We start from the raw sequence: 14,353 nt of genomic DNA on the forward strand, positions 1-14,353 counted from the left end.
AATGGTGAATAAAATGGGTTACTTGCTTCGCTTGCTCTCGGCAAGCTGCTTGATGGCGAGTTCGATATTACCGTCCAACTTCTCGGTGAGTCGCTGCAACTCCAGTTTCTCGGTCTCCTCGGTGGTGTAGCAGTAGTACTCTTCGGGAGATACCTCCGTGGCATAGACTGCCGACTGTGCTCCGCCAAGACCTATCCACACCTCCTTGTACTTCCTGCCAGGAGCATTGGAGAGGTTGATGGAGAGAATCTGTGCACGCTCCTTGTCGGTGAGTCCGAGCAAAGCCTGTATCTCATCGAACTTGTTCACATACTTACGCTGGTCGAGAAGAATCTTGCAGTCGCTGTTGTTGATGATGGTACCCTTGACGATAGAGGAAGAGATGATGTCCTCGACCTCCTGCGTTACCACAACTGCTTCGCCGAAGAACTTACGCACGGTCTTGAAGAGGTACTTCAGGTACTCGGCCATGCCCTCCTTGCTGATGGCTTTCCAAGCCTCCTCCAAGAGTATCATCTTGCGGATGCCCTTCAGCCTACGCATCTTGTTGATGAAGGTCTCCATAATGATAATGGTCACTATCGGGAAGAGTACCTTGTTGTCCTTGATGTTATCCAACTCGAAGACGATAAACCGCTTGTTCAAGAGGTCCAGCTGCTTGTCGGAGTTCAGGAGGAAATCATATTCGCCACCTTTGTAGTAAGGCTCCAAGACATTGAGGAATCCCCATACATCGAAGTCCTTCTCGCGTGTACGCTTCTCTTTAAGTATCTCCTGATACTCGTCACGGATAAACTCATAGAAGGTGTTGAACGAGGGCTTGATGCTCTTGTCGGCACGAATACGCTCCAAGAAAAGATTCACCGCATTGGAGAGCGCCACCTCCTCGGCTCTCGTCGGTGGCTCATCGTCCCTTTTCCACAGCGTGAGGATAAGTGTCTTGATGGACTCCTTCTTCTCAATGTCGAACACACCGTCCTCGACATAGAAAGGATTGAAGGCTATCGGATCACTCTCCTCGTAGGTAAAGTAGATACCATCCTCGCCACCTGTACGGGCATTGATAAGGTTGCACAACCCCTGATAAGAGTTACCCGTATCGACAAGCAACACATGCGTACCTTGCTCGTAGTACTGTCTTACCATATGGTTGGTGAAGAAGGACTTTCCACTGCCCGAAGGACCGAGGATGAACTTGTTGCGGTTGGTGATGATACCACGCTTCATAGGCAAATCCGAAATATCCAGATGGATAGGCTTGCCCGTCAAGCGGTCCACCATACGCATACCGAACGGAGAGAGTGAATCCTGTCCTGTGGTCTCCTCGATGAAGAGGCATAGTGCCTGCTCGATAAAGGTGTAGAAGGACTCCTCGGCAGGGAAATCGCCTGCATTGCCTGGTATAGCAGCCCAGAACAGAGTCGGTGTATCCACCGTATTGTGTCGGGGCTTGGCCTCCATCAAGGCGAGATGACTGCCTACATCGTTCTTTACACGCTTGAGGCGTTCCCTATCATCGCTCCACGCGAAGACATTGCAGTGGGCGCGGATAGCCGTCAGCCCCTGGCTGTGTGCCTCGTTCAGGTACTCCTCAATCCACTCGCGGTTAATCTGGTTGGAGCGACTGTAACGCGATAGCGAGTGCATATTGCGTGCTGTCTGCTCGAACTTACGCAGCATCTCCGCAGAGTCATCGATGAAGAGGTACTGGTTCACGATGTGGTTGCAGGTGAGCAATACTCCGATAGGTGCAGCAAACGAGAGGCGGCAATCGCTACGGTCTGTTGAGAGACGCTCGTAACGGCTGTCGGTAGCCACGCTTGTCGGCAGGTCTTCGGGATCGGAGAGCGTATGCAGACAGAGGTAGTTGTCGCCAATCTTCATCTTGCCAGCTCCGAGGGTGATGTCCTGCAAGCAGGTGGTGTCCTCCTGCGAGAGCGAGAAATACTTCTCGATGATGCCCGCAGTTGACTCCGTGCCTGTAATCTCATCGCCCGTAAGACGTGTAAGCGTGATGAATCCGCTGTCGTTGATGATACGCTCGAACTGCTCGCAATACTCCAGGAATCGGCTCACCGCCTCCTTGTCCTGCATCTCCTTCGGGATAATGAAGCCACGGGTAAGGGCATTGAAACTGCTGGTCGTGCGGCTATGCTCCTTGGTGGTCTTGGTGAGGAACAGATAACAAGTGTGCTTCAGGTAAGGACGCTCATTGAAGTGTCGCTCGAAAGAGCGGCTGAGGAAACTGAGGTCTTCCTTCTGCAACTCGGGGGTGTAGCTCTCCTCAATGAAGAAGTCCTGCTTATGCACGATACTGTAGTTCGGCAAGACCTTGACCGCCTTGGTCCACGCCGAGTGTATCGCCTCATACTCCGCCTGTGTGACGGTGAAGAGTTCGGGAAGCTCCACACGATAGCAGACCGTGATGTCGGCATCCTTGCTGATGATGCAGTCGTGCTCAACCGACAGAATCGGGAACTTGCTTTCGAGGGTAGCTGCTTTCATTACATTTCTCATGACTTTCTGTTTTTGAGGTTAGGAATAATCAATCGCAAGAATCGCTTGCGGTTGATGATGTAGCGGGGATGGTTCTTTGCAGCCTGTATCTTCATCAAGCCCCACTCGCCATACTTGGCATTGAGGTGGAAGGTCGCCCAGACAAGTACCGAAGCGGAGATGACTCCCAGTGCGATACATATCCATTGATTCACGCCTGCCATATACAGCACCATAAAGGCAATGAGTATGGCAAGCAGACCGCCGGCGAAGATGAAGAGGTATTGGCTGCGTAGCCCCTTGAACTCGGGGCTACGACCAATCCCTTTGTTGATTTGATAGACCGCCATATTAGAGGAAGAATGAACGGAGAATAGTGGCGGCTACAATGAGGAAGATACAGGCACCGAACCAAGAGGCTGCGGTCTTCGAGGTGTCGGGGTCGCCCGAAGAGAACTTCGAATAGACCTTCACGCCACCAATAAGACCGACTACGGCTCCCACTGCGTAAATCAACTTGGTACCGGGGTCGAAATACGATGTTACCATGTTGGTAGCCTCGGTGATACCTGCGATACCGTTACCCTGTGCGTAAGCACCTACTGTTGCAAGCATAAATGCTGCTGCGAATAATACTTTTTTCTTCATACGTCGAAATGTTTTTTAGTTATACAAAAAGTGATTTCGACTGCGAATATATAGCACTTAATCCATTGATTTTCAAATCGGTCTATACGCGTCATAACGTGTCGTCAGATGTCATATTTGGGGTCTTTTGAAGGGTGGATTTTGGGGTAAAAAGAGGGACAAGAAGGCTTGTTTGAAGGATGAAATTTCAACCTTATATTGTCGGGTTAAGCGGGCGAAAACTTCCAAAAATCACAAGTTTTTGCCCGCTTAAAGAGCAAAAAGTATAGGTGTAATGAAATAAACAATGGATTCTTTTGTCACTTCGCAATATTTTCATACCTTTGTGGTCGGAAAAAAACGCTTTTATTCCGACTTAAAATAGGCTAAAAATCGTATGCAAAGGACTGTGGAACATAAAGTTAAGGCAAAGATAACCTACGCAAGATATGGCGAGGTGTTTTTTGTGTCTACATTCCATCAATTTGATGTGGAATATGTAACCAAACTCCTTGCTCAATTTGAGAAAGAGGGTTTGATTACACGAATAGCCAAAGGCGTATATGTTAAGGCAAAAAAAACACGATTTGGAGTGGTATATCCTTCTGCTTTTGAACTGGTAACGGAGATTGCCAAGAGAGATAAGGCTATAGTATTTCCAACAGGTGAAACCGCTGCTAATAGATTGGGATTTTCCACACAAGTCCCAATGAATGCTTGTTTCATAACATCAGGAACTCCAAGAACTCTGAAATTGGGCAATAGAACTGTAACATTAAAACATGGCGTTCCAAGAAATTTTGCATACAAAGGAAAACTAATGCCCGAATTGGTACAGGCTCTTCGTAGCATTGGAGAGGATAATATAACAGAGAGCGTGGAAAAAAGAGTTGCTCAACTATTATCTGCAACACCTGAAACAGAAACAATTGAACACGATCTATTATTGGCACCGGTATGGGTAAGACAAATTATAAAAAGAAACCTCAAAACGGATACTGACAATGAGTAAATGGATAGACTTTTCGATAGATGAACGCAAGGCCATGATACAGGGCGTTGTGGAAGCAAAGAATATTGATGAAGCCGCAGCGGAGAAAGATTGGTGGGTAACAGCCATATTGTACGCCTTGTTCCACACAAAGGCTTCCGAGTATCTACTTTTCAAAGGCGGTACAAGTTTGAGTAAAGGTTGGGATATTATAGACCGTTTCAGTGAAGATATTGACTTGGCTCTTGGTCGTGACTTCTTCTTAAATGAAATGAATCTGTCGTGTGCCAACTGCACCAGCAACACTCAAATCCACAAGTTCAGAGAAAAGGCTCAGGATTATCTTTTCGGTGAATTTAAAGATGACTTGAAAGAACAACTGGCAAATTTAGGGTTGGATGTGATTGTACTTGCAGAAAATGAAGTCGTTGATGAAAATGGTGAACTAAAGAAGGTGGATCACGATAAAGACCCATCTGTGATTTTTGTTCAATATCCATCACTCTATAATAGCGACGCTCCCTATGCAATACCGACTGTGAAGATTGAAATCAGTGTCCTTTCTATGGCTGAACCATACGAAATGAAACGCATATCTTCATTGGTTGAACAGGTCTATAAGAATGAAGATGTTGATTCTGATATTGTTCAGACCATCAAGACCGTGAGTCCTGCAAGGACATTCTTAGAGAAGGCATTTTTGCTTTGTGAGGAATACCAAAAGAAAGAGCCAAGAACATATCGTATGTCTCGCCATTTCTATGATTTGGAAAAGTTATCACATACCGATTATATGGATAAGGCATTGAATGACTCTAACCTTTATTATGACATTGTAGAGCATAGAAAGAAATTCTATCATGTCGGATATGTAGATTATGATAAGGAACTGCCAGAATCCATTACGATTGTTCCAAGTGAAGAACTTGTCCCGAAATATGAGGTGGACTACAGCGATATGCGTTCCAGCTTTATCTATGGAGAGGCTCTGGAGTTTGCAGATTTGCTCAAGTTCCTCGAAACGTTGCAGGAACGATTCCGAAAAGTTCCTCCAAGAGCAACAGCAGAGTAATTATAGCTTAAACAACATAGCAAGGCAAGAATCATAATGCACGAGGCATTACGATACTTGCCTTACTTGTTAATTAAAATAGCGGACTCCATAAAAAACGCTGGCACCACGATTCACATCGGAGTGCCAGCCAACATTGTTTAAGTAATAAAAATCATTAACCATGTACAAATACTAAGCATACTTATTTATATCGAACGACTTGACTTTACTTGCTTTCCTTCGTTTAGGCAGAGGATTTCCATTAGCATCCAAACATTCTTGGAGCAACTGATTTACTTTATCTCCATTGCTTACCTTATTGACAAGGAAGTCCAATATCACCGTATTAGCCAACTTATGATGGATGGTTGATGCTGCACGAATAGACTTCTGCTCGTCATGATTATCTGAGTTTAGCACATCCACAAGGTTGTTCATATCCTCATATGTTAAGGACTTGTCAAAGTCCGGATCAGGTATTACTCCTTCAGGCTCCATCAACTCACGCTTATCCTCTTCGGTCAAACCCTTCTGAGGTTCGATGTTATCCTCTACATCATCGGGATTGATGTCCTTATCTACAGGCAGTTCTACCTCTTTCAGAGGTAAAGAACGGGTCGGAATCTTCCGGTCAGCTTCAATATCGTTATAATATATGATATTGGACTTTCCCATTACCTCATTCGGATCATCATCAACAGGAGGACTCTCTTCAACCTTTTGAGGCGTTACTGTTTGGATTGGTTTAGGCTTTTCCGTAAGCAAATCCTTACCGTATATTTTCTTACGCCTTTCACGCTTGGCTTTTTCTGCCATTCGTTTCTTTCGGTACTTCCATAATCTGACACGGGTTATGCGTGCCCAGTTATGCAGTTTGTCCCACAAACCGTAAATCTTACGGCAAAACAAGAACACCCACAGATGATAGAATACGAATAAGGCACATAAGACCTTTACTGCAAAATATATCTTTACTTCCATAGCTAAAAGAGTTTAGTTTTACTATCCTCAAAAATCTTATTGATAGTCGTAGCATTTTCAGCAATATGGTCTTTGATAATTCTACTGACATAGCCTGCCATACTAGTATCTGGTGCAGCAATTGATAAAAATCGCTTCATACATTCATGACTACTTCTATCAATATAGACCTGGACGAGATTTTTCATCATATAACTACCAAGGAATCTCTTTTTATATTCAGCTTTATCAATTCCTTTTGCCGAAGAAGTATCTTCAGATAGCGATGGATTCTCTACAAGAGCAACTATGGTCTGTTTCTTCACCATAGGAATATTAGTTCCCTGATGATTTTTGTGTTGCACAAATCGACTATAGATATACTTTACGATAACGCCTGCTGTTACCAAATAACAAGCTCCTGTTGTGATATTTACTATTGTTTCAATCATAACTAAAATGGCTTTAATGGTTTGTAATACTCTTTATTATATAACTCGTTAATCTCATCCCAGTGTTGCTGCAAATGCTCCACAAGGATATTACTGATGTAACCTGATACACTCATATCGGGAGCAATGACAGGCAACACCCGTTTGATGCAGTCCGCCACTTCGCGGTTAATATATACGTGAGAGCGGTTTGAGGCAGGTATATTCACAAGATACCTCTCTTTATATGTACCTGTTTCCTCACGCTTCTTTCGTGGCTTGGGGGTACTCGGTTTTGAGGCTACCGCCTCAGTGCCTTCGTCCGAATCTGTATCCGAATCTGTATCCGAATCTGTATCCGAATCTGTATCCGAATCCTCGGTCTCAATGACCTTCGGCTCCTGATAGTTCGGTCTCTCCCTGCCAAAGACAGGGATATCACCGACCATAATGTCTTTGAGCATATCCTCATTGACTTCTACTTTCTTCTTAGCCATAACTATTTCAGTTTAAGTTTCACAATCAGCTCATCGGCCAATTCTCCGATACCACTGCCCTTAAGAAGTTTCGCAGGAGGCGGTAACATCGTGCAGCGGAAGAATGACTTTTTCGCGTGTGTAATCTCCTTCTCATACCTGCATAGGTCAGGCAGAGTGGAATCGAGAACGGATAGGTTCAACTCTCCCATAATCTGCGAGTAGGTCTTCAACACATCCGTATTGCTACGCTTCTTGAGCCTGTTCCAGAAGAAGATGATGTCTTTAAGGGGAACATCCTTCTGGCTCTTTGCATAGTCCAATACAGTGGTGGCAAAGGATAGCGTACTCTGCATCACAATCAAATCGGGAATTGAAGGTGTAAGCACATAGTCCATATTAACTATGGTGCGGAAGACACCCGTTGATTGTACCGTTCCTGGAAGATCCACAAAGACAATATCCAAGTTCTCCTTCTCGGCAAGTTTGTCTGCCGCCTCTCTTGCCTTTTCTGCCGTAGAGCCGATGATGGGATATGCTCTCTTTTGTATGCGTTCCCATTGCTTCTCCACGAGCTGCTGATGATAGGGACTTGCAGAGATTGCCTTCTTGTCACGCTCACGCATACGCACGAGGCTGTGCTGCGGTGAGTCGCAGTCGATGATTGCGACATTAAGGTCTTTCTCATAGTGAAGGTAGCTGGCGAGTACTACCGTAAGGGCTGACTTACCAACCCCGCCTTTCTGGTTGCTGATAGCAACTAACAAACACTCTTTACTCATAATACTTAAAATTTAAATTGTTAATAAATAAGTTAACTGTCTCTTCCAATATCCCGTGAACGCATCCTTCCAACTATCCATTAGCGGTTGTTTGCACTATCAGAATCTTCCGTTGTTCCGACCATCGTAGCAACCGTTATCGGATACTTCCGACTATCCAACCGCTACTGGTCGGTATATTGGTCATGACCTTCCGTTAACTGTCATATCCGACATTGCTTCCAACTATCCAACTGTTCACGGAAGCAACCGACAGTGTGACCATTATTCCGTTATCGGAGGGTAATTCCCAACCGTTCACACCGCAAAGAAATAGCGAAAAATTGGAATAATCACCATGTTGTCAAGCCTCTGACTATACATGTCATCATATGTCACCACATAGCATATAACTCGCTATTTACCAATAGAATAAACCTGTCTAACTTTGCGCCAGAAAGGTCTATGGACGCACGACGAACGGAGTTTTCGGATGCTTCTCTCTGAGGGGAACGGCGACAGCCAATTTTACGAAGGAAAATTCATGTTCAAGCGAACATAGCAAGTTGTGTTTTGAGGCACCCGAAATGTTTTCGGGCACTCAAAACAAACTTGCCACTCGCCTGCGGCTCGGGGAGGGATTCACTCCAAAGTCGTGAATCCATAGCGGAAGTTAGTAACCAATTAAATGTAAAAGTATGCAGACGAACAACAGGAAAAACCAAAGAAAAGGTGTAGGCAGGAAACCGAAATTAGATCCAGCTATACATCGCTATGTGGTCCGATTGACATCGGAAGAGAACGGACACTTCGACATCCAATTCCAAAAATCAGGATTCAAGGAGAGGTCGAAATTTCTAAAGGCTCTAATCTTCGAGCGTGAAGTAAAGGTAGTAAAACTCGACAAGGCGGCTATGGATTATTACATACGTCTCACGAATTTCTACCATCAGTTCCAAGCCATCGGTAACAACTACAATCAGACGGTGCGAGCCGTAAAAACCAACTTTGGGGATAAGCGGGCATTCGCCCTTGTCGCCAAGTTGGAGAAAGCCACACTGGAGTTGGTAGTATTGAGCAAACAGATTATCGCCCTCACGCGCGAGTTTGAGGAGAGGCACTTGAACCGTAAAAGCGGAGGTTGATATGGTGGCTAAAATCAACAGAGGTGCTTCGCTCTACGGAGCCATCATCTACAACCAGCAGAAGGTAAACGAGGATACGGCACGCATCATAGCGGGCAACCGCATGATTACCGATTCTCTCTACGACCCTGACAGGATTGTACGGCAGACGATGTTCGCTTTTGAGAGTTATCTCGCAGCCAACAGAAAAACCGAGAAGCCTATTCTGCATATATCGCTCAACCCGACACTGGACGACAATCTTACCGACAGTCAGTTTGCGGATTTGGCAAGAGCCTATATGCAGAAGATGGGCTACGGCAACCAACCCTACATTGTCTATCTCCACGAGGACATTGACCGCAGACATATACATATAGTATCTACCTGCGTGAATGAGAACGGTGAGAAGATAGACGATGCCTACGAATGGAACCGCTCGATGAAGGCGTGCCGAGAGTTGGAACAGATGTTCGGACTCAAACAGATTGCCGACAAACGTAGGGAACTGTTGGAGCCTTATCTTAAAAAAGCGGACTACACCCGTGGCGATGTAAAGCAGCAGGTATCGAACATTCTCAAGAGTGTCTTTACCTCGTACCGTTTCCAATCCTTCGGCGAGTACAGTGCTATGCTCTCGTGCTTCAACATCGAGGCAAAGCAGGTCAAGGGCGAGTTCGACGGCAAGCCCTATTCGGGTATCATCTACACGATGACCGATGACAACGGCAAGCCTATCTGCACACCCATCAAGTCCTCGCTTATCGGCAAGCGTTTTGGCTACGAAGGTGTGGAAAAGCGTATCACCTACAATGCTCAAGAGTTCCGAGCAAAGAAGTGGCAACCCAAAATCCGCAACGATGTGGCTTTGGCAATGCACGGCTGTCGTGGCAACCGCGAGGAGTTCGTGCGTCTGCTTGGAAGCAAGGGCATTGATGTGGTGTTCCGAGAGAACGATGCAGGGCGCATTTACGGTGTCACATTCATCGACCACCACAATCGTGAGGTATATAACGGTTCCCGTCTGGGTAAGGAGTTCTCGGCAAACAACTTCGAGAAGCTATTCAACTTGCAGGGCGACATTCCATGGACTGATATGCCACAAGGATTTTCGGAAAGCCACAGCCTCTCATCGGCAGACCTTGAATCGGGCATAGAGCAAGCCTTCGGAATCTTCTCGTTTGACGCTCCTGCAAATGATCCGCAGGAGGAGATGCTCGCCAAGCAGTACCAGAAGAAAAGGAAGAAGAAAAAACGCCGTTCACGCGGCATATCGTAAACCAATTTCACTAACCATTAAAACGAATTTATTATGCAACAGGAAGATGATTTGAGAGGATTGGCAAAGGTCATGGAGTTCATGCGTGCCATATCCATTATATTTATTGTAGTACATATCTACTGGTTCTGCTATCAGGCCATCGTGGATATGGGTATCAACATCGGAGTGGTAGATAAGATACTGCTCAACTTTCAGAATACAGCAGGGCTGTTCAGCAACCTGCTTGTGACAAAGGTGTTCGCCATCATATTCTTGGCTCTGTCGTGCCTCGGCACAAAGGGAGTCAAGAATCAGAAGATGACCTGGCAGAAGATTTATGCGACCTTCCTCGGAGGTATTGTCCTCTTCTTTATGAACTGGTGGTTGCTCGACCTTCCGTTCTCGCCAATCGTGAATATGGTAATCTACACCATTACGATAACTGTCGGATATATCCTTCTGCTTATGTCGGGAGTATGGATTAGCCGTATGTTCAAGCATAACCTTATGGAAGATGTCTTTAATGTGGCCAACGAGAGCTTTATGCAGGAGACACGACTGATGGAGAACGAGTATTCGGTAAACCTGCCTACAAAGTTTGTCTACCAAGGCAAGGAATGGGACGGTTGGATAAATGTCGTAAATCCGTTCCGAGCAACCATTGTATTGGGAACACCGGGTAGCGGTAAGTCGTATGCCGTAGTGAACAACTACATCAAGCAGACCATAGCCAAAGGATTTGCCACATACATCTACGACTACAAGTTTGATGACCTCTCCGTTATTGCCTACAATGAGTTGTTGAAGAACATAGACAAGTACAAGGTAAAGCCGAGTTTTTATGTCATCAACTTTGATGACCCGCGTCGCTCACACCGCTGTAATCCCATTAACCCGAAGTTTATGGTTGATATCAGCGATGCCTATGAATCAGCATATACTATTATGCTTAACTTGAATAAGACATGGATTCAGAAACAGGGCGACTTCTTCGTAGAATCTCCGATTATTCTTTTGGCGGCTATCATCTGGTATCTGAGAATCTACAAGGACGGTAAGTATTGTACCTTCCCTCATACGATTGAGTTCCTGAACAAACCGTATGCGGATATATTTACGATTCTGACCTCTTATCCTTCGTTGGAAAACTATCTTTCACCCTTTATGGACGCATGGAAAGGTGGAGCGCAAGATCAGCTCCAAGGCCAGATTGCATCGGCAAAAATTCCGCTGTCGAGAATGATTTCTCCGCAGCTCTATTGGGTGATGACGGGCGATGATTTTACCCTCGACTTGAACAACCCCAATGAGCCGAAGATACTCTGCGTAGGTAACAATCCCGACCGCCAGAATATCTACTCTGCGGCTCTCGGTCTATACAACAGCCGTATTGTTAAGTTGGTGAACAAAAAAGGTCAGTTAAAGAGTTCCATCATTATTGATGAGTTGCCGACCATCTATTTCCGTGGTATCGACAACCTCATTGCCACAGCACGAAGCAACAAGGTGGCGGTTTGTCTCGGTTTTCAGGATTACTCGCAGTTGGCTCGTGACTATGGTGACAAGGAGGCGAAGGTTATCCAAAATACGGTGGGGAATATCTTCAGCGGACAGGTGGTAGGTGAAACAGCAAAGAATCTATCGGAGCGTTTCGGCAAGATACTCCAACAGCGTCAGTCGGTATCTATCAACCGTCAGGACACATCAACATCTATCAACACGCAGTTAGACTTCCTTATACCTGCTTCGAAAATCTCTAACCTCTCGCAAGGCACATTTGTGGGTAGCGTGGCAGATAACTTCGGTGAGGAGATTGACCAGAAGATTTTCCACTCACGCATCATCGTGGATAGTGCAAAGGTAAGTGCCGAGACAAAGGCATACAAGAAGATTCCTATCGTCAATGAGTTTAAGGACGAGAATGGCAATGACATTATGCAGGAGCAGATAGAGCGTAACTATTCCCGTATCAAAGATGAAGTCGAGCAGATTGTTCAAGATGAAATGGAACGAATCAAGGCTGATCCTGAGTTGCGTAAACGATTGTTGCCAGACGAGAAGGACGAAGAGGATAACGATTAGAATCTGTATCCTATTTCTTACCGCAAAGGTTGTCCCGTGCCTTTCGGATTGAGCAAGGTCAAGCCCTGTGGGTGTCGTGGAAAAATCATCCTCGCCCCACGGGGCTTGCGGTATTTTTCCCGCCAACCTTGCACAATCATGCACGGAACAGTCAAGGCGGTAAAGAAATAGAATACAGTGCTTCGCCTGTAATATGTATAACTTAAATAAAGATAGACGATGATTAGAATGACATTATCAGAGTATCTCCGTAAACCAAAGGATTATCGCGGAGAATGGACTACAGAAAGATGGGATATTCCCAAATGGAAAGAAGAACGCAAGAAGTATATGGGCAAGCGTACACTAATGACAAACATCAATGGTTGCACTTGTTTGGTCGTAGAAGGTATGGGATTGGAGATTATTGATGACACAGATTGGAAGAAACCCGATGCAGTCAGAAAAGAGATTAGTCGCCAATGCCTGAAATTCTTTACAGAGCGAGGCATCGAGCCTCACTATGCCGATTGCCTTATCCGCTATAAGGACAACTACGATACCATTGAAGTGCGTATCGCCATCGGAATGTCTGCTGATACCGAAAAGGATGATGACATTTTCTTCTATTGCGATACGCTGGAAGATATGAAGTCACTTGCAGAAATCGGCTGTGAGGACTTTTACATTGCCGACTGCTACAGCTTTGGAGTATATGAAGATTTATTATAAACCCAAAATATATTGAGTATGAAGATTTTATGTCAAGAGCGTTATGACAAGGCTGTTGCCTACGCAAAGGAAATCAAGAACGACACGCTGCAAAAATGTATTGACCGTTTGAAGCAGTGGGAGGAAAATCCAAACTGCCCATGTGAGATTGAGCTATACTATGACTCTGCACCTCACTCATTCGGATTCCGACAAGTATATCCCGATGGTAGAACAGGAATTGTCGGAGGCTTGCTCTATCACGGACAGCCCGACCAATCGTTTGCCGTATTGATGAATCCTATTCACGGGTGGAGCATACACACCTAAAAAAAGAATCTCGAAAAGGAGTGTTTCATTTTCCTTTTCGAGATTTATTCTCTTCCTAATTTTGATTAAGACCTGAAAGAAAGCTTTTTATGTGACCAATAGTTTCTTTTGGGTTATCATTATCGAATTTTGGAAAACCTTGAATATTATTAAGGTCTTTCCATAACTTAAACATATGAATAATTAGTAATGTGAATTTTATATTCTCATCCTTAATGTTTTCATATATGTCAAATATACGTTTGTCTTCACGCGGATGAATGCCATCTTCAATCATATCTGGATTTAAATACAGCAATGAAAACAATACGCATATCAATCCGCAATAAGCAGAAAATAATCTTTGTTCTGCAAGACTACCATTTATTTCCCAAAAAGCAGCAATGTCAGCATCTGTTTCATCAGTAATTTCTTCATCTTTATGAAGATGACCTAATGTAAAATGCGATAATTCATGTAAGAGGATGAAAGTAATACCGAAACAGTACATTGCGTTTACTTTTTCTTCATATGCTCCATCAAAATTAATTTGATAGTATTTTTCAATGTCTATTGCCTTTGAATTGTCTGTTAATGGTAATAATAGACAATAATCCATTTCCAGTTCGTTTGTTAATTTTTCAATATCTATTATAGAGATTGATCTTTTAAGATAATCATAATATTGATCAAGATCAATGTCATATCCACTCATTTGTAATAGATTCAGCAATTTTTCTTTAGGATATTGCAAGATTTCATTAACAGAGGATTTGTAATCTTCTATATTGCCCCCAATTTTCTTGCACTCTTGCAAGATTATGTCACAATCAATAGTTTTTAGTGCTATATCGCATACCAACCATAAATATTGACAATATGCTGCCGATAATTGTACATAACAACCCCCATTTAACTTATCCGGGACAATTTTTGCAGGACAAGTTATACTGGTATATTCGTCAATAAAATGAATTTCATTTGACAATCCCTTGCTTATGCAACCTGGAATGTCTGCTGTAATAATAGTTTGTAATATTGCAGTAATATTAGCATCTAATTTGTGAACTGGATATATCTTCTGTTCCATA

General features: G+C 44.2%; 15 protein-coding genes. 7 read left to right on the forward strand and 8 right to left on the reverse strand.

Annotated elements, in window-relative coordinates:
• Positions 1 to 18: 18 nt before the first annotated feature.
• Genes ABGT65_RS14195 through ABGT65_RS14205 form a run of 3 tightly spaced genes read right to left on the reverse strand, consistent with a single transcriptional unit; the run spans position 19 to position 3,144 of the window.
• A complete protein-coding gene (locus ABGT65_RS14195) occupies positions 19 to 2,517 on the reverse strand; it encodes a TraG family conjugative transposon ATPase (protein WP_346703011.1) in 2,499 nt (832 codons plus the stop codon).
• The gene (locus ABGT65_RS14200) at positions 2,514 to 2,846 is read right to left on the reverse strand and encodes a DUF4133 domain-containing protein (protein WP_346703012.1); all 333 of its coding nucleotides are present in this window, start codon (positions 2,844 to 2,846) and stop codon (positions 2,514 to 2,516) included. Before ABGT65_RS14200 ends, ABGT65_RS14195 begins: the two co-directional genes overlap by 4 nt.
• A gap of 1 nt (position 2,847) precedes the next feature.
• On the reverse strand, positions 2,848 to 3,144 hold the full coding sequence (locus tag ABGT65_RS14205; RefSeq protein WP_005794045.1) for a DUF4134 domain-containing protein: 297 nt from the start codon (positions 3,142 to 3,144) through the stop codon (positions 2,848 to 2,850).
• A 376-nt stretch (positions 3,145 to 3,520) separates the two neighbouring features.
• Here ABGT65_RS14205 and ABGT65_RS14210 point away from each other — a divergent pair, with 376 nt between their 5' ends.
• Together ABGT65_RS14210 and ABGT65_RS14215 are read left to right on the forward strand one after the other, a co-directional pair.
• Positions 3,521 to 4,135, forward strand: coding sequence for a DUF6088 family protein (locus ABGT65_RS14210; RefSeq protein ID WP_007834046.1), 615 nt, complete (start codon positions 3,521 to 3,523; stop codon positions 4,133 to 4,135).
• Positions 4,128 to 5,186, forward strand: coding sequence for a nucleotidyl transferase AbiEii/AbiGii toxin family protein (locus tag ABGT65_RS14215; protein ID WP_057327277.1), 1,059 nt, complete (start codon positions 4,128 to 4,130; stop codon positions 5,184 to 5,186). Before ABGT65_RS14210 ends, ABGT65_RS14215 begins: the two co-directional genes overlap by 8 nt.
• Positions 5,187 to 5,360: 174 nt before the next feature.
• On the opposite strand, the gene ABGT65_RS14220 is transcribed toward ABGT65_RS14215, so the two are convergent.
• Genes ABGT65_RS14220 through ABGT65_RS14235 form a run of 4 tightly spaced genes read right to left on the reverse strand, consistent with a single transcriptional unit; the run spans position 5,361 to position 7,817 of the window.
• Positions 5,361 to 6,149 (reverse strand): DUF4122 family protein, encoded by a 789-nt coding sequence (locus ABGT65_RS14220; protein ID WP_346703013.1) that lies wholly within the window; start codon positions 6,147 to 6,149, stop codon positions 5,361 to 5,363.
• Between the two features lie 2 nt (positions 6,150 to 6,151).
• Positions 6,152 to 6,580, reverse strand: a complete 429-nt coding sequence (locus tag ABGT65_RS14225; protein WP_346703014.1) for a DUF3408 domain-containing protein — start codon at positions 6,578 to 6,580, stop codon at positions 6,152 to 6,154.
• A gap of 2 nt (positions 6,581 to 6,582) precedes the next feature.
• Positions 6,583 to 7,056, reverse strand: coding sequence for a DUF3408 domain-containing protein (locus tag ABGT65_RS14230; RefSeq protein ID WP_346703015.1), 474 nt, complete (start codon positions 7,054 to 7,056; stop codon positions 6,583 to 6,585).
• A gap of 2 nt (positions 7,057 to 7,058) precedes the next feature.
• Positions 7,059 to 7,817, reverse strand: coding sequence for a ParA family protein (locus ABGT65_RS14235; protein WP_057327281.1), 759 nt, complete (start codon positions 7,815 to 7,817; stop codon positions 7,059 to 7,061).
• A gap of 677 nt (positions 7,818 to 8,494) precedes the next feature.
• Between ABGT65_RS14235 and mobA the strand changes: the two genes are divergently transcribed.
• The 5 genes from mobA to ABGT65_RS14260 all read left to right on the forward strand — a co-directional run bounded on the left by mobA (position 8,495) and on the right by ABGT65_RS14260 (position 13,283).
• Entirely contained in the window at positions 8,495 to 8,941 is a 447-nt protein-coding gene (gene mobA / locus ABGT65_RS14240; RefSeq protein WP_202192088.1) for a conjugal transfer protein MobA, read from the forward strand.
• A 1-nt stretch (position 8,942) separates the two neighbouring features.
• The gene (gene mobB, locus ABGT65_RS14245) at positions 8,943 to 10,199 is read left to right on the forward strand and encodes a conjugal transfer protein MobB (protein ID WP_202192087.1); all 1,257 of its coding nucleotides are present in this window, start codon (positions 8,943 to 8,945) and stop codon (positions 10,197 to 10,199) included.
• A gap of 33 nt (positions 10,200 to 10,232) precedes the next feature.
• A complete protein-coding gene (gene mobC / locus ABGT65_RS14250) occupies positions 10,233 to 12,263 on the forward strand; it encodes a conjugal transfer protein MobC (RefSeq protein WP_346703016.1) in 2,031 nt (676 codons plus the stop codon).
• A gap of 219 nt (positions 12,264 to 12,482) precedes the next feature.
• Positions 12,483 to 12,974 carry a hypothetical protein gene (locus ABGT65_RS14255; protein ID WP_057327218.1) on the forward strand — a complete coding sequence of 164 codons (492 nt, stop codon included), beginning with the start codon at positions 12,483 to 12,485 and terminating at the stop codon, positions 12,972 to 12,974.
• Between the two features lie 18 nt (positions 12,975 to 12,992).
• Positions 12,993 to 13,283, forward strand: coding sequence for a DUF4120 family protein (locus ABGT65_RS14260; RefSeq protein ID WP_057327219.1), 291 nt, complete (start codon positions 12,993 to 12,995; stop codon positions 13,281 to 13,283).
• Between the two features lie 55 nt (positions 13,284 to 13,338).
• Here the strand turns inward: ABGT65_RS14260 and ABGT65_RS14265 are convergent, their stop codons facing one another.
• A complete protein-coding gene (locus ABGT65_RS14265; protein ID WP_202192083.1) occupies positions 13,339 to 14,352 on the reverse strand; it encodes a hypothetical protein in 1,014 nt (337 codons plus the stop codon).
• Position 14,353: the final 1 nt, after the last annotated feature.

Source organism: uncultured Alistipes sp., from assembly GCF_963931675.1.
Lineage (GTDB): Bacteria > Bacteroidota > Bacteroidia > Bacteroidales > Rikenellaceae > Alistipes.